A 25,822-nucleotide genomic window follows, 5' to 3' on the forward strand; every position below is an offset into this window, starting at 1 on the left:
TCATGGTGAAGCAATCCCACTATCGAAGCCGAAGTAGGGGGAGACCATGGATAATTACGTGAAACTTTAACTTTATACGCAGTGAAAAAACAATAGTTTATAAATAAAGTAACAACCTGTATCCGAACATTTAAGTTCATCAAAAATACTGCATAAAAAAATCCGGCCAATTCTAGGGCCGGATGTCAAAGGGGGGAAGTGATTGTCCTACAAATAAAATCTTACAAAACTAAAATGAATAAACTATGAATAAAAGATTACTAGTCTATTAATTTTACTGAAAAAATCCAGTCATTCCCTAATGACTGGATTTTTTAAAATTTATGAAACTCTTTTAATGGATATTGTTGGTGAATTCTTACCGACATTTCTTAAGCCAATGAAAAATCGAATTGTAAAAATGATCGATGCAATAATGATAAAGACTCCGCATAGTGCCCCTACTTGGTCAGAACCTGTCCATTGTGGCAGATGTTCAGCCCATCTTCTAGGTGCGCTTATTTTTCCAGCATAGAGGAACGAGCCGGTTAAACCGGAAAAGAAAACGAAATAAGTGAAAATCGCGTACTTATCAATACCTTTTTGCTCCTGAGTTCCTTCAGTTTTATTGAAATAGTACATGAAACCGAAAATCATTGCGACAACTCCCATTCCCATATAGGTATGGAAGTGCCCTGGAACCCATTTTGTATTATGCATTACATGGTTAACAACAATCGTTGCATCAATAATCGCTGGAACGGCACCAGCTACCCAGCCAAACATCGAAAGGAAAAACATACTTGAAGCAAAATCCCATTTCATGCCTGAGCGGAAGACAATCATCAAGGCGCCATATGCGGTTACAACCATAACAGGAAGACCGTTTGCATAGGAGAAAATCTGCCCGACAATTAACATCCATTCAGGAACGGCAAAGTCCATTAATAAATGGTGGGTATAAATCATTAAAGTAAATAAGGTCGAAAAGTTCCAAGCAATTAAGAATACTTTATTTGATTTCCAAGGGCGCCCTGTATACTCAGAAAGAACTTCGTAAACAGCAATAACTGCCATATAAATCGTACAGTTAGCAAAAATATGGCCAAAAGCATAGGTTAAGTGTTTCGCGAGCATTGGATCGAAAGCAAAATTAGGATTAAGAATGTTTAAAATCGATTCTACTAATGCGGTTGCCCCTGCTAGAATTCCCACAGAGTTTGCGATAATCACCATGGTTGTGGCAACGACTGCAGCCGGTGGACCATATCCTTTTTTACCTCGGAAAATATAGTCCCACCCAAGTGATTTCCCTAGACCACCGTATTCCTTTATGAGTCTTGCAGCTAAATAAAAATACATGACCAGATAACCAACGCCTACTAATAAAAGACCAATTAAAAATAATAATGCACCCGTTATACCATTTAGTTTTGCTGAAAAAGATGGAAGTGGATACAAAAAGGTCCATCCATCAGAAAAATTAAATCCAAAAATCGCCACAAGAATCATAACGACTCCGATAACTGTTAGAACTAGATTGGCAAATAGTACCCTTGGATTTAGATGGATGTATTTCGAAAGGAAGTACCATAGGATCGCGCTTCCACCTAAAGAAGCAATCCCAATCATTCCGGTTCCATGTATTGTCATAAGCTTATAAAACGTTTGCGCAGAAATTTTAATAACATTCCCTTGATTTAATAGCATGGTGACACCGAAAATCATCATAAGAATAAGAACCACCGAGGTTACCATGAGGTAAATAGAAACACCCTTTTTGATGGAATTCCGCGCATTAGTTTCCATTGCTGCTTCCTCCTTTAGGCTCCACTACGATGTCTTTCATCATTAAATGATGACCCGTGCTGCAATATTCTAAGCATAGGATTTTATAAGTTCCAGGTTTTTTAAAGGTAACGGCAAGCATATTCGTATATCCCGGCATTGCCTGTGTTTGTCCAATAAGATGCAGATTTGGATCATACACCCCAAAACCATGTGTAACATCTTTACTTGTGACATGAAACATAACCGGCTCCCCAACCGTAAAATGGTCGTCACTTAATTCCCATGAAAACTGCATTCCTGTAACTTTAACTACTTTCCCTATTTCCTTTGCCTCAGCATGTTGAGCATGATAAGGAAGTCTGCTTAGCGATATAGCAGAGGCGAACCCTAATATCGCGATTAGACCAAGAAAATAAAATTTACGAATTTTGTAGCCTTTCTCTTGAATTGGTCCATAATCTTTGAGTTTTCTCGATTCCCCGTACACGAAGGAAAATGCCAGTGCAATAAGGAAAACAAAAAAGAGTGTAGCGTACCATGCAATTGATTGGTACATAATAACCCCTCCCATTAATTTTTTATCAAGCAAGGAGTCCCCCAACCACTTGCTTGATTTCCCATTATCATTTTAAATGGCAATTTGTGAAATAAAAGTGAAATATATCATACCTTACTAGTGCATTATTATAAGGACTAATACTTTTGCACTATTTAGCCAGCTAGGATAAAGGAAAACAATTAATTTGGAAAAAACACCCCCATAACCATCCAAGAAGGTTCGAACCATTTAGCAAGATAAATATTTTCCTAATTAAATCAAAACTTGGAGGTTAGATAATGGGAATCACTTTGATTGATATTGACAAATTACTAGAATCTACAGCAGATCTAACATCTGAAAAGAACAATTATAAAGTAAAGACAATTGAAATTGATCAATTACTAGAAAAAACAAGAGAATGGTAGAATCTTTGGTTCTTAAATTTATCCAGTAAAATAGAGAATTTGTAAAAGTCTTCTTCGTGATGAGAAGGCTTTTTGTTTTTTAAAAAAGAGAATTATGACGGTTTATTAAAATATTTTTCAGTTTAAAGAATATTTGGTGGAAATTGCCGCTTTAAAGCGGAAAAATATTTTTCAATTTTCTATTGATTTTAGTACAAAGAAATATTAGAATAATTTTAATATAAGAATTTTTTGAATATTATTTTAGAGAAATTTAAGGGGGACTATTATTTATGAAGAAGACAGTTCGATCGCTTTCCTTTGTGTTAGCAGGAATGCTGATGCTTGCTGGATGCGGCAGCAAGGATACAGCTGGAAGCGGGAAAAAAGAAGAGGGTCAAAAGGAATATAAAATTGGCATTACCCAATTTGCTGTTCACCCATCGTTAGATGCAGCGACTGAAGGCTTTAAAAAGGCGCTTACAGATAGAGGGGTAAAGGTTAAGTTCGATGTGCAAAATGCGCAGGCGGATATGAATAATACTCAGACGATTGCTCAAAATTTTGTCGGCAACAAGGTAGATTTGATTTTTGCGAATGCAACTCCTAGTGCAACAGCAGCATTGAATGCAACCAAGGAAATTCCGATTGTATTTACCTCTGTAACCGACCCGGTTGGGGCTAAATTAGTGAAATCCTTTGATCAACCGGGACCAAACATTACCGGTACCACGGATAACCACCCGGATGCAACGAAAAAAACAATCAGCTTTATTACAGATGAAGTGAAAGCAAAGAAAATTGGTGTCATTTTTAACTCCGGAGAGCAAAATTCAGAAGTTCAAGTAAAGGCAGTAAAGGATTTGGTTGAATCAAAAGGTGCTAAGCTTGTTGAAGTTTCGGTATCTACATCTGCTGAAGTGAAACAGGCAGCAGAATCATTAGTAGGTCGTGTCGATGCCATCTATGTACCAACGGACAATACCGTTGTATCAGCACTGGAGTCTGTTATTTCAGTTGCAAACAGCAAGAAAATTCCGTTATTTGTTGGTGAGCTGGATTCAATGAAGCGCGGGGCTGTGGCAGCAAGCGGATTTAACTACTTCGATATTGGTTATCAATCAGGTGAAATGGCTGCGGACATTTTAACAGGTAAGAAAAAGCCTTCTGAAATTCCAGTTGAACTTCCTAAATCTCTGAAACTTGTAATCAATAAGAAAGCGGCAGAAGCACAGGGACTAACTGTAAAAGATGAATGGAGTAAGCTTGGAGAGTTTTACGAAGGAAAATAATCACTTTTAAAATAGTAGCGTGGGGGAGGCCTTTTTGCGTCTGCTCCCCCAATTTTTTACATATAGGTTCCTATACCTATACCTATACCTATACCTATACCTATAGGACATAGATAAAGAAAGGATGAACTCTCAATGTTTACAGCCATATTTGGATCATTCGAAGCTGGTATCATCTATGCGATTATGGCACTTGGCGTCTATCTTTCCTTTCGAATTCTGGATTTCCCAGATTTAACGGTGGATGGGAGTTTTGTTACAGGGGCAGCGATTTCGGCGGTAATGATTGCAGGAGGAGCCAATCCGTTTTTTGCTACAATCATGGCATTATTCGCAGGTTTTGCCGCAGGGTGTTTGACCGGATTGATCCATACTGTAGGAAAGATTAATAATTTGCTGTCAGGTATTTTAATGATGATTGCTCTTTATTCCATTAACTTGAGAATTATGGGCAGATCGAACATACCATTATTAAATTCGGATACTACCTTCACAAAAATCAGCAGTTTATTTGAAAAGGCTGGAATCGATTCCTTTTTCAACAATTTATTATCACTTGTTGGTTTAGGAGACAGCCTTCCCGCTACATGGGGAATTTTAATTTCCATGATTATCATTACCTTTATCATTAAGGGTTTTACTGATTGGTTTTTACAAACAGAAATTGGTCTTGCCATCAGGGCAACAGGAAATAATAAACGAATGATTCGCAGTCTTTCTGCTAATACGAACCTTCTCGTCGTTCTTGGTCTTGGTATTTCCAACGCATTAGTTGCCTTTTCCGGGGCATTAATTGCCCAGCAAGGCGGTTTTGCCGATGTTGGAATGGGGATCGGAATGATTGTCATCGGGCTTGCATCGGTTATCATTGGTGAAGCGCTGTTTGGAACGAAAACCATTGCGAGAACGACACTTGCAGTAATTGGCGGATCGATCGTTTACCGTATTGTGGTTACGTTGGCACTTCGAATCGAATTCTTAAGCCCTGGTGATATGAAGCTGATTACCGCGGTCATTGTAGTTATTGCCTTAATCGCTCCAAAAATTATTGACGGCTCAAAAGAGAGAAAGCGGAAAGCGCGTAGAAAAGCGGAAAGAATGAACATCATGCAGGCTTCAGGTGAGAAAAGGGGTGAAAGTCATGCTGCAATTAAATCAGATTCATAAAATTTTTAACGAAGGAACACCTGATGAGAAGATTGCGATTGACCATATCAATTTAAATCTGAAGCAGGGAGACTTTGTCACCATCATTGGGAGTAATGGTGCTGGTAAATCAACCTTGATGAATATTATTTCCGGTGTGATCACACCAGATATTGGCGATATTCATATTGCCGGAAAAAATGTCACAGCCATGACAGAATATAATCGTTCCAAGATGATTGGCCGGGTTTTTCAGGACCCAATGGCAGGCACAGCTCCAAGTATGACCATCGAAGAAAATCTTGCGATGGCCTTTTCACGGAATAAAACAAGAACACTCAGAAGAGGAGTTACAAAAAAGCGCCGGGAATATTTTCGTGAGGTACTTGAAACATTACATTTAGGTTTGGAAAACCGCTTAACGGCAAAGGTAGGTTTACTTTCCGGAGGAGAGCGGCAGGCGCTTTCCTTGTTAATGGCTACGTTTACAGAACCATCTATTCTCCTTCTCGATGAGCATACTGCAGCCCTTGACCCGTCAAGAGCGGAGCTTATTACCAATCTTACAAAAGAAATTGTCGATCGATACAAGCTCACGACCTTAATGGTTACTCATAATATGCAGCAGGCTATTGACCTTGGCAACCGTTTAATTATGATGGATAAGGGCCAAATCATTCTTGAAGTGGACGAAGAAAACAAGAAGGAATTAACGATTGAAGGCTTATTATTAGAATTTAAACGAATTCGCGGGGAGCAGATGGCAAGTGATAGGGCTATCCTAGCATAATCCATTTAAGTGAAATTTTGTCGACAAAAAAATATTTTGTCTTACCAAAGGGAAACAGCCAGCAATAGGCTGTTTCTTTTTTGTTTTATACAGGATTTAACACTATTTTCATGTTGTTTTCTTTACTACCTAAAAGCGTTATTGCTTTACACCCTATACTTGAGAGGACGAAAAGCCTTCAGATAAAATGAATTCAGAAAAGTAGAAATTTTTCTGTGGAGGTTTTGGTATGAAAGAACAAAGAGTGAGAGCTGAACAGCTTGTGGATGACTTCTTTCCAGTACGTGATGTTGACTATATTGAAATTTACACTGGCAATGCCAAGCAGGCCTGCCATTACTTTTGCACGGCATTTGGATTTAAGCCGATTGCTTATTCCGGTTTAGAAACGGGAAATCGGGAAACGGTTTCTTATGTTCTTAAGCAGAGAAATGTCCGTTTGATTATTACAGGATCCTATACGGAAGACAGCAGAATTGCCCAATTTGTAAAAAAACACGGGGATGGCGTAAAAGACATAGCCCTACTGGTCGATGATGTGGAAAAGGCTTACAGTGCTGCAGTCGAAAGAGGAGCCATTGCCATCATTGCACCTTTTGAAATGAAAGATGAAAAGGGGGTCGTAAAAAAGGCCGTTCTGGGTACATATGGGGATACCATCCATACGTTAGTAGAACGGAAAAATTATCAGGGTGTATTCATGCCGGGTTATCAACCATATTCAATTGATTTGGCAATCGAGGATGCTGGATTAATCGGTTTCGATCATGTCGTCGGTAATGTGGAACGGATGGAGGAATGGGTGGAATACTATTCTAAGGTTATGGGATTTAAGGAAATGAAACATTTTACAGATAAGGATATTACAACGGAATATTCTGCCCTCATGTCCAAGGTCATGCACAATGGCGGTCGGATTAAATTCCCAATTAATGAGCCGGCAGAAGGAAAACGGAAGTCGCAGATTCAAGAATACCTGGAATTTTATAATGGCCCAGGTGTTCAGCATTTGGCGATTTTAACAGAAGATATCGTGTCTACTGTAACAACATTAAAAAAGAATGGTGTAGAGTTTTTGAAAACCCCGGGTTCTTATTATGAAGCATTAGGCGAGCGGATTGGAAAAATAGATGAAGAAATTGATAAACTCCGTGAACTGAATATTTTAGTTGATCGTGACGATGAAGGGTATCTACTGCAAATTTTTTCAAAACCAATTGTGGACCGCCCGACTTTGTTTGTTGAAATCATCCAACGCAAAGGTGCACGGGGATTTGGTGAAGGAAATTTCAAAGCTTTATTTGAGTCGATTGAACGTGAGCAGGAAAAACGGGGCAATTTATAATGACTAGATAAAGAATGTAATATTTTTAAAGGGATCACCATAGGGTCGGTAAAAAGGGAGGAAAGGCTTTCTCCCTTTTTTCAAAGTTTTTATTGAAAAGGAAGAGTGGTGGATGGAATGGAAATCACCCCGGAGACACTCCAATGGAGAGAAGCCTATAAGCTATTGGTCGGATCCATTTTGCCAAGGCCAATTGCATTTGTATCAACTTTGGCGGAGGATGGGATAGCGAATGCAGCGCCGTTTAGCTTTTTTACCGCTATCTGTGCCGATCCGATGCTGATCTGTTTCTCGCCAATGCGGAGAGGGATGGACGGTGCGAAAAAAGATACGCTGATTAACATTGAAAGTACGGAGCAGTTTGTCATTAATATCGTCAGTGAAGGAATGGCGGAACAAATGAATAACTGTGCAATTGAATTTTCCCCTGAAATTGATGAAATAAATGAGACAGGATTAACGAAAGAACCTAGTAAAAAGGTAAAGGTCCCACGGATAAAGGAATCGCTTGTACATCTGGAATGTGAGTTGTACCAAGTACTGCATTTTGGTGATCAGCCGGGTGCCGGAAGCCTTGTCATTGGCAAAGTGATCCATGTACATGTAAACGATGAGCTATACAGTAATGGCCGGATCCAAACTGAAAAATTAAAGCCCATTGGCAGGATGGCGGGGAACACCTTTACGGATCCGTTAGTACGGACCTTTGATATGGAGAGAAAAAAGGAGGCTGGAAAATGAGATTTGTGACCTTTGAAAAAAATGATAAAACCGTTCGGGCCGGCGTTTTATTAAATGACGAGTATGTAGTGGATATGTTTGAAGCTGCCGGCGATGAACTCCCTGCTAATTTACTAGACTTCATCGCTTGCCATGAAAAATATAGGAAAAAGGCTGCTGAGCTTCTATCGATTTCAGTTGAAGATTCGGCAGTGTATCGATTAATTGATATTCGGTTAAAAGCACCATTACCTGTACCGAAGAGTTTCCGTGATTTTTATGCCTTTGAGCAGCATGTTAAAACGGCAAGAGAAAATCGGGGCCTTGAAATGATTCCCGAGTGGTATGAGATTCCTGTTTTTTATTTTTCTAATCATTTAGCCATCAAAGGACCGGAAGAGGAAATTGTGAAGCCGGTAGAATCTGATTGGCTGGATTATGAGCTGGAAATTGCTTGTGTAATCGGTAAAGAGGGTCGAAACATTTCTGCCTCGGAAGCAGACAAGTATATTTTTGGCTATTGTATATTAAATGATTGGAGTGCAAGAGACCTTCAGCGCAAGGAAATGAAGGTGGGGCTTGGTCCAGCGAAGGGGAAAGATTTTGCCACTTCTATAGGACCATGGATTGCGACAAAAGATGAATTAGAACATGTAAGAACGGGGAAAGGCTATAATCTCGCCATGAAGGCGCGTGTAAACGGTGTACTTCTTTCAGAGGGGAATATGAAAGACATTCACTACTCCTTTGCAGAAATGATTGAACGTGCTTCACGTGGGGTTACCCTTTATCCCGGAGAAATCATCGGGTCAGGGACTGTTGGTACCGGGTGTATTTTTGAGCTAGGATCTAAGGTGCACCGCTGGTTAAAGCCTGGGGATATCGTTGAACTTGAGATTGAAAAATTAGGGGTTTTAAGAAATACGATTATAGAAGAATAGAAAAGAGGTGACAGGATGTTTTATCGTCAAATGGGCAGAATCCCCCATAAACGTCATACGATGTTTAAAAAGGAAGATGGCAGTCTTTATCGTGAGCAGGTAATGGGGACCCGCGGGTTTTCGGGAACTCAGTCGATTTTATATCATGAATATATGCCAACCGAAGTTGTTAAATCGGAATTAACCAGGAAGTATTTACCGGAATTTGAAGAACAGGAACATTTGCGGCACCGTCATTTTTTTACCAGCAAAGTAATCAAGAAGGGAAATGCGTTAACAGGAAGACAGTACTTTTTAGGCAATCAGGATTTGCTGATTGGAACCGCAAATGTGACGGAAGGGATGCCTAGCTTTTACCGGAACGGCGATGGAGATGAAATGTTCTTTATTCACTATGGTTCCGGGAAGCTTGAAACCATGTTTGGCACGATTTCCTACCGTCCAGGGGATTATTTGGTGATTCCAATTGGAACCATTTTTCGGGTGATACCGAATGAAAATGAAACGACTAAAATGCTGTTTATAGAATCCTTTAGTCAAATTACAACTCCAAGGCGATACCGTAATGAGTATGGGCAGCTTTTGGAGCATAGTCCGTTTTGTGAACGGGATATCCGCGGGCCGGAATCATTGCAGACACATGATCAAAAAGGTGAGTTTGAGGTACTAACGAAATCAAGAGGGCGGATCCATTCTCATATTCTTGGTCATCATCCATTCGATGTCGTTGGCTGGGATGGGTATCTCTATCCCTTTGCGTTTAATATCGAGGATTTCGAGCCGATTACGGGGAGAATTCATCAGCCGCCGCCTGTTCATCAAACATTTGAGGGGAATCATTTTGTTGTTTGTTCTTTCGTGCCAAGATTATATGACTATCATCCAGAATCAATACCGGCGCCGTATTACCATAGCAATGTGAACAGTGACGAGCTCCTTTATTATGCAGAGGGTAATTTTATGAGCCGAAAGGGGATTCAAGAAGGGTCCATTACACTCCATCCAAGCGGCATCCCGCATGGACCTCATCCGGGGAAAACAGAGGCAAGTATTGGCGAAAAGGAAACATTGGAATTAGCAGTCATGATTGATACGTTTCATCCATTGAAGGTGGTTAAAGCAGCAGCTGATGTCGAAGATCCCGATTATATGTATTCTTGGGTGGAGAAAAAGCAATAACTATTTTTAAATTGGTTGAGATTAAAATATTTTAAAAGGATTGTTTTTTTGTAAAATCTGTGCGATACTTATTTGCAAATGAAGGAAATTCCATAAATTTTATTCTTATCCAGAGAGGTGGAGGGACTGGCCCTGCGAAACCTCAGCAACCCCTGAATATTTCAGGAAGGTGCTAATTCCAACAGAGTTGACATACTCTGGGAGATAAGAGGTCGGTATAGTTAATCCAAAGGCCTCTTATCACAAGAGGCCTTTTTCTATTGCACTTCATAAAGTTATTGCCGTATTCAATGAAAGAAACTGAATACATCGATTGAATAAAAGGGGGGATCGTCATGGAGGAAAGCAAAGTTTTGCAAGCGCCTGAAGCTTACGCGAAAATATTACAAGATTCTAAGTTGATTGGCTTTGAGCAGTCATGTGACAGAAAAACAGGGTTTTTACTAAAAGGATTGGCTGCGTCAAAATCAAGAGGAAATTTCTTAGAGCTTGGAACGGGAGCAGGTGCATCAGCTTCATGGATTATTGAGGGAATGGATACGGACAGCAGGCTTACGACCGTAGACATAGATTCGAGTGTGCAATCTATTGCTAAGAAGTACCTGGGACATGACAGTAGACTATCATTCCATTGCGAGGACGGAGCGGCTTTTATTCAAAAAATGTCGGAGCGATTTGATTTTATTTTTGCCGATACCTGGCCGGGAAAATTCGAGCTACTTGATAAAACCTTAGATCATTTAAATGTGGGAGGGTTTTATGTGATTCATGATTTACTTCCCGATTGGAGAGTGCCGGAAGAATATAGAATCAAAGCACCTAAACTTGTGCATACCCTTCGAAAAAGACCGGATTTGGTGATAACAGAAATGGATTGGTCTACCGGGCTGTTATTGGCAATTAAGACGAATGTTTGATTAGGATAAGAAATTTTGAATTGAAAGGAGTAATTTCTTCTATAAATCTTGTCTAAAATTAAGATGAACAGTTAATTCATATACAGGGAATACTTGATCGCAGTGTATCAAGGTGAGTGAATCAAAAGAGGTGAAATTTATGGAGTTGGAATTTATTCATCATAAATTAAAAACACATACGCCAATCATACTGGGAAGTGAAAAGTTTTCCAAATACGCTATACTATTACCTCTTATTCAAAAAGGGGATGGAATCCATGTCCTATTTGAAGTCCGGTCAAAGGAGCTCAGGAGGCAGCCAGGAGAAATTTGTTTTCCAGGAGGAAAAATTGATTCTAATGATCCCGATGAAAAAGGAGCGGCAATACGGGAAACACTTGAGGAACTGGGAATTAAAAAGCAAAATATCTCGAGAGTATTTCCCTTGGATTATATGGTTTCACAGTTTGGTATGATTATTTATCCTTTCGCAGGATTTATTAATTGTCCTGAATCTATTCAACCAAATCCAGCGGAGGTAGGGGAAGTTTTTTCAGTACCCATTTCCTTTTTCTTAAATAATAACCCGGAAGTTTACAATTTGAATTTTAAAGTTGAACCGGAAAAAAATTTTCCGTTGGAGTTAATTCCGGGGGGAGAAAATTATAAATGGCGGACAAGAGGATTAGACGAATATTTTTATATTTACGAAGAAAAAGTTATATGGGGTTTGACTGCCAAAATCCTTTTCCATTTTATCGAACTCATTCGTTAAATTTTCCATATAGCCAAACCAGTGGGCTTTAATAGTTGAAATATTTCTGATTTTTTGGTCTAATTATATAAATGTCCACTATGAATAAACAAATGTCCTCGTTAGGAGGAAAAAACTATTGATTATTTTCAGAATTAGAATAAAATTAAGATTATATTTTGAAAGATTAGGAGTTGTAACAAATGAAAGTCGTTAAATTTGGCGGATCATCTTTAGCATCTGGAAAACAATTACAGAAGGTTTTCCAGATTGTCATTTCTGATTCCGAGCGGAAAGTAGTGGTCGTATCCGCTCCAGGAAAAAGATATTCCGAAGATGAGAAGGTAACGGATTTATTGATTGAGTGTGGTGAACTTTCCTTACAGAATCAGGATCCCAGCGAAAAATTAGCAGCAGTAGTTGAAAGATATGCGCAAATTGCTGAGGAATTAGCCATTTCTTCTGATGTCATTAAGGAAATTGAGGAAGACTTAAAAAGAAGAGTTTCCTCGGATAAGGGTAATCCGGATCGGTTTATGGATTTAATAAAGGCAAGCGGAGAGGATAATAACGCAAAATTAGTTGCCGTCTATTTTCAGTCGCAAGGTGTGGAAGCCTCTTATGTTGATCCTAAAAATGCAGGACTCATTGTTAGTGATGAGCCGGGAAATGCCCAAACACTGCCGGAATCATATGCAAAATTAGCCTTACTGCATGATCGACGAGGAATTTTAATATTCCCTGGATTTTTCGGCTATAGCAAGGAAGGCGATGTGTTTACCTTTTCACGAAGCGGATCCGATATTACCGGTTCCATCCTTGCCAATGCCCTAAAGGCGGATCTTTATGAAAACTTTACCGATGTGGATGCAGTTTATTCCGTTAATCCGTCATTAGTGAGTCACCCAAAGGAGATCAAAGAATTGACGTACCGCGAAATGCGTGAGCTTTCCTATGCGGGGTTTTCGGTCCTTCATGATGAAGCGCTTGTTCCAGCATTCCGCGCAGGAATCCCAGTGAATATCAAAAATACAAATAATCCATCTGCACCTGGTACAAGAATTGTCTATGAACGCGATAATACCAATGGTCCTGTTATTGGGATTGCTAGTGACGAAGGATTTTGCAGTATTTATGTGAGCAAGTACTTAATGAATCGAGAGGTTGGGTTTGGACGCAAACTTCTTGGTATTCTAGAGGAATTTGGCCTATCCTATGAACATACGCCTTCCGGAATTGATGATATCTCGGTTATCTTAAGAGAGAACCAGCTTGCACCAGGAATGGAAGAGGAGATTAAAAGACGTATTGAAACTGACCTTAATGCTGATTTAGTAAAATTTGAACATAGCCTGGCCCTAATTATGGTCGTTGGTGAAGGCATGCGCCGAAATGTGGGAACGATGGCGAGAGCTTCAAAAGCACTGGCAAAGGCTAAAATTAATATCGAAATGATTAACCAGGGTTCATCTGAAGTGAGCATGATGTTTGGAGTAAAAGAAGTGGAAGAAAAAAGAGCCGTTCAAGCACTTTATGATGAATTCTTTGCGGCTGTGATGGTTTAAAAGTTACATACATCACAAGAAGAAAAAAAGCAGTATTTTTAAATGATAGATGTCACGGTGTATTAAAATGGACTGACTTCTTTGTTAGAACGTCAGTCCTTCAATACGGATGATCCCTCTTTTTAGTTAAATAGACTCTTGGCATTCGCCGAGTCAGATGGTTCAAGGGTTTTCTTAAACCAGTTATATTTAATTCCTCCTACTTTGTATAGGGGGGATTATTCTTTTTACAAAAAGGCTCTAAATTTGCCTGTTGATTTCCGCTCCAGGCACTTCGCTTTCCGTGGGCGGAAAGCGAGCATCCTGGAGCGGAAATCAACCACTTCTCAAAAGCAACAAAATTTACGAAAACAGCCTTTACCTAGTCGATTTTTTTAAAAAATGATAGATGTAGGTTTATTTGGCATGTACATTTTTAAAAATACAATGAAACCGATGATTACGTCAGATATTTCTGACGGAATTCCCAGTGGAATTTTTACAAGCCTCTCGATGAATTGCTTATTTATTCCGAGAGTCTATTTAAAAATTCTCAACTTAAATGCTATTCACTTGATAACAGTTGATTTCTTAATGTAGACATTTCAAGGTCCAATAAATAAGAAGCCTTTGAAAGCTCAACTAATTGATCTTTAGCTTCTTTTGGGATGTCCTTACCTTGGTACTTATAGTTTAGTTTATGTTCTGTCGATGCCCAAAAATCCATGGCAGATGTGCGAATTTGAATTTCAGCGGGAATCCATAATACTTTGTTAGATACTATTATTTGTGTTTCAATAATAAGATGAAGGCTTTTGTAGCCACTCTGTTTAGGATCCTTGATATAATCTTTTATTTCAATTATTCGGTAATCTTCACGTTCCTCAATATGTTTTTTTAGCATATATATATCATCGATAAAACTGGTTACAATTCGAATTCCAGCAATATCTTTTATGTGCTTTTTAACTGATTCTTGAGTCAGAGGTATATTCTTTTTGTCAATTTTCTGGATCAATGATTGTAGAGTTTTCATGCGTGTTTTTAAATGTTCGATTGGGGAGTAGCCAAATCGTGCCTTCCATTCTAAATCAATAATTTTGAAATCACTTTCCATTTCATATAATGCCATCTCATATTGAATGAAGAAGCCTCTCCAGTTTTTCAAAGCCGTTTGAATTAATTCAAGCGAAGTTTTTTCTTTATACATGGTAAACACCTCTGTGTGCGTTTTTATTTTGCTTTCTTACTTCGCCATCATATCATAGGCAGTTTTAATTAGGAAAGAACTAAAAAATAGTCACCTTTTTATTCTTGTTTTTTAAATTTAATTTTGGTTCGAACTCCAGCCCAAATGGCAATAAGGAGACCTCCTGCAGTATCGGCAATCAAATCGGTCATCGTATCTGTATTTCCACCGCCTTGCAGAGTCATGCCCAAAAATTGATCACAGCTGAATTCGTAAACTTCCCATAAGACTCCACCAAGGGCCGCAAATGAGAGAGTAAACAAAAAGACGAACCAAGGAGAAATAGCCGTCCCTGCATTTCGATGAATCAGGCGCTCATATAAAGCAATTGCTGTAAAGGAAAGGATTCCTCCGCTGATAAAATGCATAAAGGTATCCCACCAGCCAAGTCCGTACCAGCCGCGGATGGAACCCAAATATTGTGACCCAATCAGAAAAATGATATAGGAAAAAACAATGGGTAAATTGAATTGCAGCTTTGTAAATAGGGCTAATAGGAGCGGGATAGCACCGCAGACAATTCCTCCGATTGCTACCGTCGATTTAAACGTGGCACCGGTTGAATGATAGTAAAAAGCTAAAATGGCCATAAAAATTACATAAACTGCACTAATCAATAAGACAAGTTTACGATTCATTTTATTTTCCTCCCATTAAACCTGTTGTTTTCGGACTAAGGAGTATAGTGCAATCAGCAGTCCGCCCAATAAACCAAATAATAAATCATACATGGTATCTGTATTTCCACCCCTTTGCATCGTATGCGTAAAGGTTAGATCCCCTAAAAACTCATAGATTTCCCATAGCACACTGGCTGAACTTCCGAGAGAGAGGACAAACAAAAAGAGAACCCACCGGGATACGTTTTCTCGAACTTGAGAAGGTACCATTACCTTAAAAAGTGTGATGGCAATAATTCCAACGTATGCTCCCTTGTATAAATGAAGGGTAGAATCCCACCATTTATGATGTAAATAGAAAAGCGCGATAGAACCTAAATACGTAGTACAAAACAGAAGTATGAAATAACCCAAAATTTGTGGAATATTAAAAGGATTATTTTTTAATCGCAATAATAATAAAGGTAAGGCACTAACAAGTATTCCACCGAGTGCTACCTGCCATTTGGATGAGTCATCTTTTATGATGTAAAAAACAAATAATACTGCCATAAATATCATGAAGGCTACACTTAAAAATATGATGATTTTCCGTTTCATGTTCTCACCTCAATATTATTTTCTTTTACAATTATGTCCAATTTGTCCTTAATAAAGTCTCTAACTTTTTTACTCGCATGCTAACGTTTAAAACGGTATAGTGGAAAGGTATTAGATATAAAAAAGAGAAACTTTTTTAATAATAGTGGTGTCGGAGGTTTTTTTATGGAAAGGACTCAAATACCTACATATGAAAGAATTGCAATTGATTTAGCCAATCGAATCTATGATGGGAAATTTAAGGTAGGAGAAAAAATTCATGGAAGATCGACATTGGCCAGTGAATACAAGGTTTCTCCTGAAACCGTCCGAAGAGCAATAAAAATTTTAGAGGATGTCGAAATTGTTCATTCTACAAAAGGCAGCGGAATTGTCATCTCCTCCAGGGAAAATGCTTTTAAATATATTCATCGATTCTCGAATCTAGCAAGTGTAAAGGATTTAAAGAAGCAAATGAACCATTTAATTGTAGAGCGGGAGAAGCTGGACGAGGAGTTGTATGAAACATTAAGGAAAATTATGGACTATTCAGACAAGCTGCGTCATACGAATCCATTAGCACCGATTGAGGTTGAAATTTTTTCAGGCTGTACCCATATCGGCAAAACAATTTCAGATATGAAGTTTTGGCAAAACACAGGAGGGACGGTCATTGGGATGAAAAGGAAAGGGGAGACGATCATCTCCCCCGGACCGTATGCCTCAATCCTTGAAGGAGACATCCTTTTGGTTATTGGTAATGAAACAACGTATCAAAGGGTACTGCATTTTTTAGAGGAAGAATAGATTTTAACGAAAAAAAGACCGGTTCCCTAGCGTTCGGGACTGGTCTTGTAATTTATTCTTTAATGATACCTTCTTTTTGTAAAAACTCTTTCGCCACTTTGGCAGGTGACTGCTTAAGGCTGTCTACCTTATAGTTTAATTCACGCATTTTCTCATCTGTTATTTTACCCGATAGAGCATTTAGTGCCTTTTTCAGTTCAGGATGTTCTTTTAAGGTTTCCTCTTTTACAATTGGTACCGCGTAGTATGGAGGGAAAAAGTTTTTATCATCCTTCAACACTTTTAAATGGAATGCTTCAAGTAACCCATCTGTTGAGAAGGCATCAATGACGTCACTTTTATGATGGTCTAAAGCCGTATAGCGTAGGCCGCCATCAACGGCTTTGACATCTTTAAATTTAATGCCATACGTTTTCGTAAGTCCGATTAATCCATCCTCACGATTTGGAAATTCGATGGTCGGTCCCATAATCAAGCCGTTACTCACTTTTGCCAAATCGGAGATCGTGTTTAAACCAAATTGTTTCGCCGTGTCTTGGCGAACGGCGAGTGCATACGTGTTATTAAAGCCAATTGGCTTTAATAGATCAATTCCGTATTTAGTCTTAAATTCTTTTTGGACAAAGTTATAGACTTTATCAGGATTACTTTCAGGCGGCTGTTTTAAGATATCAACTAAACCAGTACCTGTATATTCGACATAGGCATCAATATTACCATTCTTAATTGCACTAAAGGCCACTTGGGTACCGCCGAGATTTAACTTTCTTTCCACTTGCAGATCTGTTTTAGCTTCAATTACATCAGCAAGCATATTACTTAAAATTAATTGTTCACTAAAATTTTTAGAGCCGATGACAATTTTATCTTTGGAATTTCCAATTGATTTTGCATAAACACCAAAACCTCCCGCAGCAATAACTACAACAGCACTTGTTGCAATGAACCATTTTTTTGCCGGGCTTCTTTTCGTTTTAGAAGCTTTTATTTTACTAGTATAAGAGATAGAAGATTCAAGTTTCCCGACAACAAAGTCAATGATTAATGCCAAGATACATGCAGGGATGGCACCAGCTAAAATCATGTTATTATCAACGGTTTGTACACCTGAGAAGACAAGATAACCAAGTCCGCCTGCTCCGACAAAAGCAGCGATGGTCATCAGACCCACAGCGGTAACGGCTGAAATTCTGATTCCCGCCATAATCATCGGGAAAGCTAACGGCAACTGAACCTTTCTCATCGTCTGGCTCTTGGTTAAACCGATACCTTTGGCGGCTTCCAGAATGTCTGCATTAATATTTGTTAATCCTGTATAGGTATTTTTAACAATTGGAAGTAATGAATAAAGGACAACCATCACAACAGCAGGGGTACTTCCAATCCCGATAAATGGAATTAAAAAACCGAGTAAGGCCAAGCTTGGAACCGCTTGAATGACATTGGTCGTTCCAATGATTGGTTTTGATAATTTAGGCTCCCTGGAAATTAAAATTCCAAGTGGTATCCCGATAATGATGGCAATGGCAACGGAAAGGACACTTAAATATAAATGTTCCCCGATTAAACCAAAAATTTGGTCAGAGTTTGATTGTAGATAATTCCAAAATTCTTTCATTAAAAAGCCACCTCCAAATCAATTAGTTGACTGCTTAATACAGATAAAATACTGCTTCTTGTAATGAGCCCCGTCAATTGGTTCATATGGTTAACGACAGGAACGTAACCAATCTTATGTTCATTCATGGTTGCAAGAACGGAGATTAAATTGGCATCCTGTGAAACAGATAGAACATTTTGCTCCATTACATCTTCAATCGCAGCATTTCGATTCAGTAATTGAATTCCTTTCAATGTTACCAGACCAATGAGAATATTGTTTTTATCGGTAACCATCAAGCTATCTACTTTTTGATCCTTCATAATTTCAATGGCCTGAAGTACATTTCGTTTCCCGGTAATTTTAACGGGATAATGAATCATAATATCTTCAGCCATCAATAATTCAGGGTTATTCCATACTCGTCTTTTTCCGATGAAGTCCTCGACAAAAGGATTAGCCGGATTTTTTAAGATATTTTCTGGTGTATCATATTGAAGAATATCGCCATCTTTTAAAATACAAATCTTGTCTGCTATTTTAATAGCTTCATCCATATCATGCGTTACAAAGATGATCGTCTTATTAAATTCCTTTTGCATTTGGAATAATTCATCTTGCAGAGAGCTTCTAGTCACGGGGTCTAAGGCACTGAATGGTTCGTCCATTAAGATGATATCGGAGTTAGTGGAGAATGCACGAGCCACGCCAACCCTTTGCTGCTGACCGCCGCTCAGTTCATTTGGATAACGATGAAGGTATTCCTTTGGATTCAATCCAACCGTCTCCAATAATTCCTCCGTTTTTTTTGCAATCGCTTCAGGAGCTTCTCCTTTAAGCTTTGGAATCAGTTCCAAATTTTCCTTAATAGACATGTGCGGGAACAAACCCGTGTTTTGAATAACATAGCCAATGTTTCGGCGCAATTCAATGGTATTCATGGTCGAGATATCTTTTCCATCTACAAAAATCTTTCCCGATGTTGGTTGAATTAATTTATTGATCATTTTTAGCAATGTTGTTTTTCCGCATCCGCTAGGACCGATAAAAACGACTAATTGTCCTCCCTCGATATCTAACGAAAAAGAATTAATAATCGTTTTCGTCCGATACTTTTTAACAATATTTTTAAACTGGATCATAATGCTTCCTCCTTTTATATGAAATTTAACCCGGGATAATGTAACAACCTAATAATAACATACAAGTTGTTACTTTGTCGAATGACCTTCTTAAGCCTAGATAATCAGCTAATTCTTTCCTTATACATAAGGATTGATTACAATTGTAGGAGAAAAATATGAGTAAATAGAAGGTGTTTAGATGAAAACCATATTAGCAGCAGATGATGATGTGCATATCCTTAATTTGATTAAGGGACTGTTAACAAAGGAAGGATTTAAGGTTGTTGTTGTGGAAAACGGTGCAGAAGCGTTAAAGATTCTTGATTCAGAACTATTTGATTTAGCTATTGTCGATATTATGATGCCCATTATGGATGGATATCGTTTAACAAAAGAAATACGGAAACAATATGACATACCAGTTATTTTATTAACAGCCAAAAGCCAAATTGAAGATAAAGAGAAAGGCTTTGAAGCGGGTACCGATGATTATTTAGTAAAACCATTTGAGCCAAAGGAATTGATTTTTCGCGTGAATGCTCTTTTAAGAAGATATGGAAAAACTAGTGAAGCGAACATAAGCATTGGCTCGCTCTATATTAATAAAAAGGGGTATGAGGTTAAAATTAAGAATAAAACGTATATGCTCCCATTGAAAGAATTTGAACTTCTTTCTTTCCTTGCAGAGCATCATAATCTGGTATTTAGCCGCAGCCAATTAATCGAAAAGATTTGGGGACTGGATTTTGAAGGGGATGAACGAACAGTAGATGTTCATATTAAGCGTCTAAGAGAACGATTCAACACGATTGAAAAGGATTTTTCCATCAAGACAATCAGAGGGGTTGGCTATTCACTGGAGGCTTAGGTAAATGAAATCTCTTTATAGTAAGTTCGCAATCACGACGATTTTAATTATGATTTTAAGTGGAGTTCTTTCGTTTATTGTTTCCAATCATTATTATCAAGTGACTTTGAAGAAACAGAATGATGAGAAAATCACTGGCTTCGCCACAAAAATCGCTGGTTTTGCCAGCAAGCAAAAAACGATTGGTTTGGACGATTATTTTACCCACATGGGTGGGATTGGCTATCAGATTCTTTTGATCGATTCTAAAGGCCATAAGCAGTTTTTTGGATCAGCCTTTCGAATAAAAAATCTTCCTGATAATGTTCCTGAAAAAGTTCTAAATGGTGAAATTTATCATGGGATTCGAAATTTTCCAAAGCAGACTTTTATAACAGGCTTTTTTGCCAATGAATTAGCGAATTCGGTCGGCGTTCCGTTTACCTATCAGAATAAACCATATGCTATGTTTATTCGTCCAGATATTAAACTCATGTTCAACGAAATGCATATATTATTTGGCTGGTTACTTCTGCTAACAATTTTATTAAGTATTATCATGGTTTTAGTCAGTACAAATTATTTAGTGAAACCGATTCGAAAGCTTAACGCAGCTACAAAAGAAATTTCTGAAGGGAATTTTTCCATCAAACTGGACATCGATCGGAGTGATGAATTGGGAGATTTGGCTGTAAGTTTTACAAATATGTCTCGGAAATTGGATAAAGTGGAACAATTGAGAAGGGAATTGATATCAAATATATCTCATGATATACAGTCCCCGCTAACCAATATTAAGGGATATTTAAATTTCCTTGATGATCAAAATCTTGGAAAAAAGGAGAAAACACAATATATCCAGGTTGTTCAATCGGAAGTGGAACGACTGTCAACGATTACAAAGCAGCTTCTCTTGCTCGCTTCGATTGAAAGTAAAAAGGATTTATTGAAAATCAGTCGATTTAACCTTGCCCAACAGTTAAAAGATGTGATTCATCAATACCAGTGGAGTATTGGTGATAAAGGAATTATGATGAGTTACTCACTTCCTGATACATGGATCAATGGGGATTCCTCTTTGCTTTACTCTGTTTGGGAAAACCTGTTGACCAATGCGATTAAGTACAATAATGAAAATGGAAATATTGATATTGATTTAATTGATTCCGGTTCCTCCATTGAAGTGACATTTAAGGATAGTGGAATTGGGTTGGAACAAGTGCAATTGAAAAGAATATTTGACCGATTTTATCGGGCAGATACCTCCAGGACACGCTCTGTTGAAGGAACTGGTCTCGGTTTGTCGATTGTGTGGTCTATTGCCGATTTGCATCATGGAAAAGTGGAAGCTTTAAGTCAAAAAGGCAAAGGAACAACCATTAAAGTCATCCTGCCGAAAATGTAAACTAACGTTCATCTTCCGTTCATATTCGTAAAGTATTCTATTTACGAAATGAAATAAGGAAGGTGATTTTTTTATGTATTTCTTACCGTTTAAAGAGATGACATTTTTTAAAGTCAGATATTTATTAATAAGCTTCATTTTGTTTTTTGTATCCGTGCTGGTTTTTATTATTAGCGGTTTGGCACATGGGCTTTCGATGAACAATGCCTCCTCCATGATCAATATGCCGGCTGATTCCTTTTATTTGCAAAAAGCGGCGGATGGCCGGATTGACCGCTCTCATTTTCAAGTGGATTTGGGAAAATTGGCTGACAAAAATAAGGTTCAACCACTTGGCATTCAGATGGGATCAATTTCGAAGCTGAATTCGGAGAATAAATTGGATGTAACGTATATGGCGATCAATGAAGGAGCTTTTTTCGAGCCAAAGGTGGTCGAAGGGGAAGAATCTGGAATAAAGAATACCGTTTTACTCGATCAATCATTAAAATCAGAAAAAATTAAAGTGGGCAGTATCGTTGAAGACTCCCGTACAGGGACAAAGTTAACGGTATCGGGATTTATGAAAGACCAAACTTTCAGCCATACACCTGCTGCGATTGTTTCGTTTGCAACCTGGGACAATTTGTCAGGTGCAACTCAAAAAGGCGAGTATAATGCGATTGTCCTCAAAACAGACAATAAATCTTTGAAAAAACAAATTGGAATATTGGTTAAAGACGGCGAATGGGTTCAAAAAGATCAGGTGATTAAAGGGATCCCCGGATATAATGCAGAGCAAAACTCTTTAATGATGATGCTGACATTTTTAATTGTGATTGCCGTTTTCGTACTAGCTGCATTCTTTTATATCATGACCATTCAAAAAACGGCACAATTCGGAATCTTAAAAGCCATTGGTGCAAAATCAAGCTTTTTAGTAAAATCAACGGTTTTTCAAGTAATCATTTTAACACTTATTAATATTGCCGCAGCCATCGGGTTCACAAGAATCTTTAAAGCAGTTCTTCCGGCAGATATTCCGTTTATTTTTGATATGCTTCAAATTGCAAAATTCTCAGGAATTTTATTCTTAGTTTCAATTTTTGGCTCCTTATTATCGGTGTTTAATATTGTGAAGGCAGATCCAATTCAAGCAATGGGGAGGATTGAATAATGGTTAAACAAACATTGGTTCTAGAAAATATTGAAAAATCCTTTAAAGACGGAGATCGTATTAATCATATTGTAAAAAACTTATCGTTCAGTGTGAATGAAGGGGAGGTAATGGCTGTCATAGGTCCATCCGGTTCAGGAAAATCGACTTTCTTATCGATTGCCGGTGCCCTGCTTTCTCCTGATAAAGGGAGAGTTATTGTGAATGGAGAGGATATTTCATCTTTTAGTGATGTGGAAAAAGCAAATATTCGCTTGAATCATCTTGGTTATATTTTTCAAACCTCGAATTTAGTTCCTTATTTGAAGGTAGAAGAACAATTAAGTTTTGTGTTAAAAATGGCAGATAAATGGTCGGTTAGGGAAAAACAAAGGATTAAAGAACTTTTAAAAGCAGTGGGGATGGACCATCGCTCTAAGTATTATCCCCACCAATTATCCGGCGGGGAAAAGCAGCGAGTGGCGATTGCCCGTGCTTTTGTTAATGACCCTGAGGTGATATTGGCGGATGAACCGACTGCGAGTCTTGATCCGAATCGGAGTATGGCGATCATTGAACTGATTTCTAAAATTGTGAAGGAACAAAATAAATCAGCGATTATTGTTACACATGATGAGCAAATTCTTCCGTTATGTGACAGGGTTTTTGTGATGAAAGACGGACAATTAGTTGAGCAAGAAAAGAATTTAAAAATGAATAATAGAATAATTAATTAGATCATAAAAGAAAAGAAACTCTCCTTTTTTGGAAAGAGTTTCTTTTCTTTTTTATTTATTTTGTATATCTTTTTGGGTTATTTCACTGCGAATGCTTGTTTCTTTTGCAAATTCGGCGTCTTGTTTTTTGTTATTAGGATACTTGTTTTTACGTTCGCGATTATCATTACGATTCGTCATGTTTTCACCTCTTTTCTTCAATCCCGACCATTATTGTGTACAAGCAGGTAATTTTTATGACTTTTACTCTAAAAGAAAAGAACATGGAAAATACATCCTATATATGATAGTATAACGTGTATTCATTAACTGTTTGGAAATGGAGGAAGAAGTCCATTGAGTATTTTGGAAACCATTAAATCACGACGCACAATAAAAAAATTCAAATCCGACCTGGTCAATACGAATCAACTCATGACTTGGCTAGAGGCGGGAGCCATGGCTCCCAATCATCGCATGACAGAGCCATGGGAAATATACTTTATTGGACAAGAAACACGGGCGAAACTGAACCATAAAACCAATTTTGGAAATGCTCCTGTCCTAATGGCTGTGTTATCAAAACATGGGGCAACAGCTATTGAAACAGAGGAAAATGCCCTTGCAACCGCATGTTTTGTTCAAAATTTTAGTTTAGCTGCCTGGGAAGAAGGGGTCGGGACATTTTGGTCCTCGATTGCGGCACCGGCAAACAAACGAGAGATTCTGGGGGTACCGGAAGGATACGACGTGATAGGGGTATTTGGCGTTGGTTACCCTGAAGAAATCAGTGAGCCGAAACCAAGGACACCAATGAAAAATAAACTAAAGGAACTGCCATAGACTAGAAAAGCCAATTGCTAATTTGCAGTTGGCTCCACTTTTTTGACAATAATGGAATCGTATAAGAAAATCATTCCATTAACAAACTATACCTTATGGAATAAATGAAGAATGGTGGTTAGAAGATGGTAAAATTATTTACCGATATTGATTTAGATGGGCTAGGCTGTGGAATTATTGCCAAACTGGCTTTTGGTGAAAATGCCGATGTTTCGTATTGCTCGTATCGTACCTTGAACCAGCAGGTAGAAACGTATATTGAAAATCCGGAAAATCATAATTCACAAATTTATATTACGGATTTAGCGGTCAATGAAACGAATGAGAAAAAGCTGGCTGCCCGATATCAACAAGGGAAGCATATTAGAATGATTGACCATCATGTTACAGCCCTGCATTTCAATGAATACAAGTGGGCATTTGTTCACCCGGAATATGATACAGGAAAGAAAACCTGCGCAACTTCCTTATTTTACGATTATATAATTGAACAGGGATTAATGCAGCGAAATCAAGCACTTGAGGGATTTATCGAATTAGTCCGCCAATATGATACATGGGAATGGGATGAAAATAATAATATTGATGCGAAACGCCTAAATGATTTGTTCTATATTTTAAATCGTGAACAATTTGAAGAAGCAATGCTAAAGCGTTTTTCTGAAAATCCGCAAACTTTCTATTTAACCGAAACAGAAAATATGCTGCTCGATATGGAAGAAGCAAAAATTAATCGCTATATTCATTCGAAAAGCAGGCAAACGGTTCAAGCCTTTGTTGATGAATATTATGTCGGGATTATTCATGCGGAACAGTATTTGTCAGAGCTTGGGAACGCATTAAATAAACTCTATCCACATTTAGATATGATTATTCTTCTGAATGTAAGTGGAAAGAAGGTTGGTTATCGAACCATTCATGATCATGTGAATGTAGCCGAATATGCAAAACGTTTTGGAGGCGGCGGACATCCGAAAGCTTCCGGCTCTGAAATGTCAGCCGAAGCATTTGATAAATTTGTCATTAAGGTATTTAGTTTACCAACATTAAAACCGGATCCGGACAAGAATGAATTTAATTTAAAGGAAACAAAAAGTGGAACAAGCTATAAAAGTGTAAAAGGTGAAATTTCATTTATTCGGCCGTTACAAGAAAATGCCTATACAGTTATACATAATGGAAAAAGACATAATTCCATATTTCATTCATATGATGAAGCAGAACGTTATATAAAACGGACCTATGGATCATGGCTTCGTTATGACCAAGAGTGTCTGCAACAATTAGCAGAAACCTTTTCCAAGAAAGTGGAAGAGGTTAAAGGGATTTACAATCATTTGGTAAAGAAATTAATCGATACATTAGATAAATAATGAAAATATGACTCGGAAGTTTTGGCGAACTTAGGTCAGGTAGACCATCAATTAGCATTTCAAACGGCACAGTAATTTAGAATAACTGAATATTGGATGATATAAAAAAGGGACAGGTTCAATTTTTTTGAACTTGTCCCTTTTTTGTAAAAATAATTTTTAAAATATTAAGCTTGGGTTAAGCCTTTTGTGGTAATTTATT

26 protein-coding genes and 1 riboswitch are annotated in these 25,822 nt (G+C 38.0%); of the genes, 18 read left to right on the forward strand and 8 right to left on the reverse strand.

Features of this window, described 5'->3' with window-relative positions; translation table 11 throughout:
* Positions 1 to 321: 321 nt before the first annotated feature.
* Together J2Y67_RS03905 and J2Y67_RS03910 are read right to left on the reverse strand one after the other, a co-directional pair.
* On the reverse strand, positions 322 to 1,788 hold the full coding sequence (locus tag J2Y67_RS03905; protein WP_310170821.1) for a cbb3-type cytochrome c oxidase subunit I: 1,467 nt from the start codon (positions 1,786 to 1,788) through the stop codon (positions 322 to 324).
* Positions 1,778 to 2,326 carry a cupredoxin domain-containing protein gene (locus J2Y67_RS03910; RefSeq protein WP_310170824.1) on the reverse strand — a complete coding sequence of 183 codons (549 nt, stop codon included), beginning with the start codon at positions 2,324 to 2,326 and terminating at the stop codon, positions 1,778 to 1,780. The genes J2Y67_RS03905 and J2Y67_RS03910 overlap by 11 nt, the downstream gene beginning before the upstream one ends.
* Positions 2,327 to 2,607: 281 nt before the next feature.
* Here J2Y67_RS03910 and J2Y67_RS03915 point away from each other — a divergent pair, with 281 nt between their 5' ends.
* The 11 genes from J2Y67_RS03915 (at position 2,608) to J2Y67_RS03965 (ending at position 13,343) form a co-directional block, all read left to right on the forward strand.
* A complete protein-coding gene (locus J2Y67_RS03915; RefSeq protein ID WP_310170825.1) occupies positions 2,608 to 2,736 on the forward strand; it encodes a hypothetical protein in 129 nt (42 codons plus the stop codon).
* Positions 2,737 to 3,008: 272 nt separating this feature from the next.
* On the forward strand, positions 3,009 to 4,007 hold the full coding sequence (locus tag J2Y67_RS03920) for an ABC transporter substrate-binding protein (RefSeq protein ID WP_310170828.1): 999 nt from the start codon (positions 3,009 to 3,011) through the stop codon (positions 4,005 to 4,007).
* 135 nt (positions 4,008 to 4,142) lie between these two features.
* Positions 4,143 to 5,174 (forward strand): ABC transporter permease, encoded by a 1,032-nt coding sequence (locus tag J2Y67_RS03925; RefSeq protein WP_310170832.1) that lies wholly within the window; start codon positions 4,143 to 4,145, stop codon positions 5,172 to 5,174.
* The gene (locus J2Y67_RS03930; protein ID WP_310170835.1) at positions 5,149 to 5,943 is read left to right on the forward strand and encodes an ABC transporter ATP-binding protein; all 795 of its coding nucleotides are present in this window, start codon (positions 5,149 to 5,151) and stop codon (positions 5,941 to 5,943) included. Before J2Y67_RS03925 ends, J2Y67_RS03930 begins: the two co-directional genes overlap by 26 nt.
* Positions 5,944 to 6,172: 229 nt before the next feature.
* Entirely contained in the window at positions 6,173 to 7,288 is a 1,116-nt protein-coding gene (hppD, locus tag J2Y67_RS03935) for a 4-hydroxyphenylpyruvate dioxygenase (protein ID WP_310170838.1), read from the forward strand.
* Between the two features lie 117 nt (positions 7,289 to 7,405).
* The gene (locus tag J2Y67_RS03940; protein WP_310171176.1) at positions 7,406 to 8,029 is read left to right on the forward strand and encodes a flavin reductase family protein; all 624 of its coding nucleotides are present in this window, start codon (positions 7,406 to 7,408) and stop codon (positions 8,027 to 8,029) included.
* A complete protein-coding gene (locus tag J2Y67_RS03945; protein WP_310170841.1) occupies positions 8,026 to 8,949 on the forward strand; it encodes a fumarylacetoacetate hydrolase family protein in 924 nt (307 codons plus the stop codon). Before J2Y67_RS03940 ends, J2Y67_RS03945 begins: the two co-directional genes overlap by 4 nt.
* A 15-nt stretch (positions 8,950 to 8,964) precedes the next feature.
* A complete protein-coding gene (locus tag J2Y67_RS03950) occupies positions 8,965 to 10,128 on the forward strand; it encodes a homogentisate 1,2-dioxygenase (RefSeq protein ID WP_310170844.1) in 1,164 nt (387 codons plus the stop codon).
* A 102-nt stretch (positions 10,129 to 10,230) separates the two neighbouring features.
* Positions 10,231 to 10,339: riboswitch (SAM riboswitch) on the forward strand.
* A 124-nt stretch (positions 10,340 to 10,463) separates the two neighbouring features.
* Positions 10,464 to 11,045 carry an O-methyltransferase gene (locus tag J2Y67_RS03955; protein ID WP_310170846.1) on the forward strand — a complete coding sequence of 194 codons (582 nt, stop codon included), beginning with the start codon at positions 10,464 to 10,466 and terminating at the stop codon, positions 11,043 to 11,045.
* A 139-nt stretch (positions 11,046 to 11,184) separates the two neighbouring features.
* A complete protein-coding gene (locus J2Y67_RS03960; RefSeq protein WP_310170848.1) occupies positions 11,185 to 11,799 on the forward strand; it encodes an NUDIX hydrolase in 615 nt (204 codons plus the stop codon).
* Positions 11,800 to 11,981: 182 nt separating this feature from the next.
* Positions 11,982 to 13,343, forward strand: a complete 1,362-nt coding sequence (locus tag J2Y67_RS03965; RefSeq protein WP_310170852.1) for an aspartate kinase — start codon at positions 11,982 to 11,984, stop codon at positions 13,341 to 13,343.
* A gap of 544 nt (positions 13,344 to 13,887) precedes the next feature.
* Here J2Y67_RS03965 and J2Y67_RS03970 read toward each other — a convergent pair.
* The 3 genes from J2Y67_RS03970 to J2Y67_RS03980 all read right to left on the reverse strand — a co-directional run bounded on the left by J2Y67_RS03970 (position 13,888) and on the right by J2Y67_RS03980 (position 15,743).
* Positions 13,888 to 14,532, reverse strand: coding sequence for a GTP pyrophosphokinase (locus J2Y67_RS03970; protein WP_310170855.1), 645 nt, complete (start codon positions 14,530 to 14,532; stop codon positions 13,888 to 13,890).
* A gap of 98 nt (positions 14,533 to 14,630) precedes the next feature.
* Positions 14,631 to 15,209 (reverse strand): hypothetical protein, encoded by a 579-nt coding sequence (locus tag J2Y67_RS03975; protein ID WP_310170858.1) that lies wholly within the window; start codon positions 15,207 to 15,209, stop codon positions 14,631 to 14,633.
* 15 nt (positions 15,210 to 15,224) lie between these two features.
* Complete coding sequence (locus tag J2Y67_RS03980; RefSeq protein ID WP_310170861.1) at positions 15,225 to 15,743, reverse strand: membrane-spanning protein; 519 nt, start codon at positions 15,741 to 15,743, stop codon at positions 15,225 to 15,227.
* Between the two features lie 213 nt (positions 15,744 to 15,956).
* Here J2Y67_RS03980 and J2Y67_RS03985 point away from each other — a divergent pair, with 213 nt between their 5' ends.
* The gene (locus J2Y67_RS03985) at positions 15,957 to 16,577 is read left to right on the forward strand and encodes a GntR family transcriptional regulator (protein WP_310170863.1); all 621 of its coding nucleotides are present in this window, start codon (positions 15,957 to 15,959) and stop codon (positions 16,575 to 16,577) included.
* A gap of 52 nt (positions 16,578 to 16,629) precedes the next feature.
* On the opposite strand, the gene J2Y67_RS03990 is transcribed toward J2Y67_RS03985, so the two are convergent.
* Both J2Y67_RS03990 and J2Y67_RS03995 read right to left on the reverse strand, forming a co-directional pair.
* Entirely contained in the window at positions 16,630 to 18,195 is a 1,566-nt protein-coding gene (locus J2Y67_RS03990; RefSeq protein ID WP_310170865.1) for an ABC transporter permease/substrate-binding protein, read from the reverse strand.
* Positions 18,195 to 19,319: an ABC transporter ATP-binding protein gene (locus J2Y67_RS03995; RefSeq protein ID WP_310170867.1), complete on the reverse strand. Its 1,125-nt coding sequence runs from the start codon at positions 19,317 to 19,319 to the stop codon at positions 18,195 to 18,197. The genes J2Y67_RS03990 and J2Y67_RS03995 overlap by 1 nt, the downstream gene beginning before the upstream one ends.
* A 181-nt stretch (positions 19,320 to 19,500) precedes the next feature.
* Here J2Y67_RS03995 and J2Y67_RS04000 point away from each other — a divergent pair, with 181 nt between their 5' ends.
* The 4 genes from J2Y67_RS04000 (at position 19,501) to J2Y67_RS04015 (ending at position 23,425) form a co-directional block, all read left to right on the forward strand.
* On the forward strand, positions 19,501 to 20,169 hold the full coding sequence (locus J2Y67_RS04000) for a response regulator transcription factor (RefSeq protein ID WP_310170869.1): 669 nt from the start codon (positions 19,501 to 19,503) through the stop codon (positions 20,167 to 20,169).
* A 4-nt stretch (positions 20,170 to 20,173) separates the two neighbouring features.
* Positions 20,174 to 21,553, forward strand: coding sequence for a HAMP domain-containing sensor histidine kinase (locus J2Y67_RS04005; protein WP_310170871.1), 1,380 nt, complete (start codon positions 20,174 to 20,176; stop codon positions 21,551 to 21,553).
* A gap of 154 nt (positions 21,554 to 21,707) precedes the next feature.
* On the forward strand, positions 21,708 to 22,709 hold the full coding sequence (locus tag J2Y67_RS04010; RefSeq protein ID WP_310170874.1) for an ABC transporter permease: 1,002 nt from the start codon (positions 21,708 to 21,710) through the stop codon (positions 22,707 to 22,709).
* On the forward strand, positions 22,709 to 23,425 hold the full coding sequence (locus J2Y67_RS04015) for an ABC transporter ATP-binding protein (RefSeq protein ID WP_310170877.1): 717 nt from the start codon (positions 22,709 to 22,711) through the stop codon (positions 23,423 to 23,425). Before J2Y67_RS04010 ends, J2Y67_RS04015 begins: the two co-directional genes overlap by 1 nt.
* A 51-nt stretch (positions 23,426 to 23,476) precedes the next feature.
* Here J2Y67_RS04015 and J2Y67_RS04020 read toward each other — a convergent pair whose 3' ends face one another.
* On the reverse strand, positions 23,477 to 23,605 hold the full coding sequence (locus J2Y67_RS04020; RefSeq protein WP_310170880.1) for a hypothetical protein: 129 nt from the start codon (positions 23,603 to 23,605) through the stop codon (positions 23,477 to 23,479).
* Between the two features lie 156 nt (positions 23,606 to 23,761).
* Between J2Y67_RS04020 and J2Y67_RS04025 the strand changes: the two genes are divergently transcribed.
* Together J2Y67_RS04025 and J2Y67_RS04030 are read left to right on the forward strand one after the other, a co-directional pair.
* Positions 23,762 to 24,247: a nitroreductase family protein gene (locus tag J2Y67_RS04025; protein WP_310170882.1), complete on the forward strand. Its 486-nt coding sequence runs from the start codon at positions 23,762 to 23,764 to the stop codon at positions 24,245 to 24,247.
* A 125-nt stretch (positions 24,248 to 24,372) separates the two neighbouring features.
* Positions 24,373 to 25,620 (forward strand): DHH family phosphoesterase, encoded by a 1,248-nt coding sequence (locus tag J2Y67_RS04030; protein WP_310170885.1) that lies wholly within the window; start codon positions 24,373 to 24,375, stop codon positions 25,618 to 25,620.
* Positions 25,621 to 25,822 lie beyond the last annotated feature (202 nt).

The sequence above is a fragment of the Neobacillus niacini genome (genome assembly GCF_031456445.1).
In the GTDB taxonomy this organism is placed as follows: domain Bacteria; phylum Bacillota; class Bacilli; order Bacillales; family Cytobacillaceae; genus Neobacillus; species Neobacillus niacini_I.

Bases quoted from the DNA above. Each gene is read 5' to 3' on its own strand.
- J2Y67_RS03970 (WP_310170855.1), bottom strand. From the start codon at position 14,532: ATGTATAAAGAAAAAACTTCGCTTGAATTAATTCAAACGGCTTTGAAA.
- J2Y67_RS03995 (WP_310170867.1), bottom strand. From the start codon at position 19,319: ATGATCCAGTTTAAAAATATTGTTAAAAAGTATCGGACGAAAACGATT.
- J2Y67_RS03965 (WP_310170852.1), top strand. From the start codon at position 11,982: ATGAAAGTCGTTAAATTTGGCGGATCATCTTTAGCATCTGGAAAACAA.
- hppD (WP_310170838.1), top strand. From the start codon at position 6,173: ATGAAAGAACAAAGAGTGAGAGCTGAACAGCTTGTGGATGACTTCTTT.
- J2Y67_RS03955 (WP_310170846.1), top strand. From the start codon at position 10,464: ATGGAGGAAAGCAAAGTTTTGCAAGCGCCTGAAGCTTACGCGAAAATA.
- J2Y67_RS03985 (WP_310170863.1), top strand. From the start codon at position 15,957: ATGGAAAGGACTCAAATACCTACATATGAAAGAATTGCAATTGATTTA.
- J2Y67_RS03975 (WP_310170858.1), bottom strand. From the start codon at position 15,209: ATGAATCGTAAACTTGTCTTATTGATTAGTGCAGTTTATGTAATTTTT.
- J2Y67_RS03990 (WP_310170865.1), bottom strand. From the start codon at position 18,195: ATGAAAGAATTTTGGAATTATCTACAATCAAACTCTGACCAAATTTTT.
- J2Y67_RS04020 (WP_310170880.1), bottom strand. From the start codon at position 23,605: ATGACGAATCGTAATGATAATCGCGAACGTAAAAACAAGTATCCTAAT.
- J2Y67_RS03980 (WP_310170861.1), bottom strand. From the start codon at position 15,743: ATGGCAGTATTATTTGTTTTTTACATCATAAAAGATGACTCATCCAAA.
- J2Y67_RS03920 (WP_310170828.1), top strand. From the start codon at position 3,009: ATGAAGAAGACAGTTCGATCGCTTTCCTTTGTGTTAGCAGGAATGCTG.
- J2Y67_RS04015 (WP_310170877.1), top strand. From the start codon at position 22,709: ATGGTTAAACAAACATTGGTTCTAGAAAATATTGAAAAATCCTTTAAA.
- J2Y67_RS03910 (WP_310170824.1), bottom strand. From the start codon at position 2,326: ATGTACCAATCAATTGCATGGTACGCTACACTCTTTTTTGTTTTCCTT.
- J2Y67_RS03945 (WP_310170841.1), top strand. From the start codon at position 8,026: ATGAGATTTGTGACCTTTGAAAAAAATGATAAAACCGTTCGGGCCGGC.
- J2Y67_RS03915 (WP_310170825.1), top strand. From the start codon at position 2,608: ATGGGAATCACTTTGATTGATATTGACAAATTACTAGAATCTACAGCA.
- J2Y67_RS03905 (WP_310170821.1), bottom strand. From the start codon at position 1,788: ATGGAAACTAATGCGCGGAATTCCATCAAAAAGGGTGTTTCTATTTAC.
- J2Y67_RS03925 (WP_310170832.1), top strand. From the start codon at position 4,143: ATGTTTACAGCCATATTTGGATCATTCGAAGCTGGTATCATCTATGCG.
- J2Y67_RS03940 (WP_310171176.1), top strand. From the start codon at position 7,406: ATGGAAATCACCCCGGAGACACTCCAATGGAGAGAAGCCTATAAGCTA.
- J2Y67_RS03930 (WP_310170835.1), top strand. From the start codon at position 5,149: ATGCTGCAATTAAATCAGATTCATAAAATTTTTAACGAAGGAACACCT.
- J2Y67_RS04000 (WP_310170869.1), top strand. From the start codon at position 19,501: ATGAAAACCATATTAGCAGCAGATGATGATGTGCATATCCTTAATTTG.
- J2Y67_RS03960 (WP_310170848.1), top strand. From the start codon at position 11,185: ATGGAGTTGGAATTTATTCATCATAAATTAAAAACACATACGCCAATC.
- J2Y67_RS03950 (WP_310170844.1), top strand. From the start codon at position 8,965: ATGTTTTATCGTCAAATGGGCAGAATCCCCCATAAACGTCATACGATG.
- J2Y67_RS04030 (WP_310170885.1), top strand. From the start codon at position 24,373: ATGGTAAAATTATTTACCGATATTGATTTAGATGGGCTAGGCTGTGGA.
- J2Y67_RS04005 (WP_310170871.1), top strand. From the start codon at position 20,174: ATGAAATCTCTTTATAGTAAGTTCGCAATCACGACGATTTTAATTATG.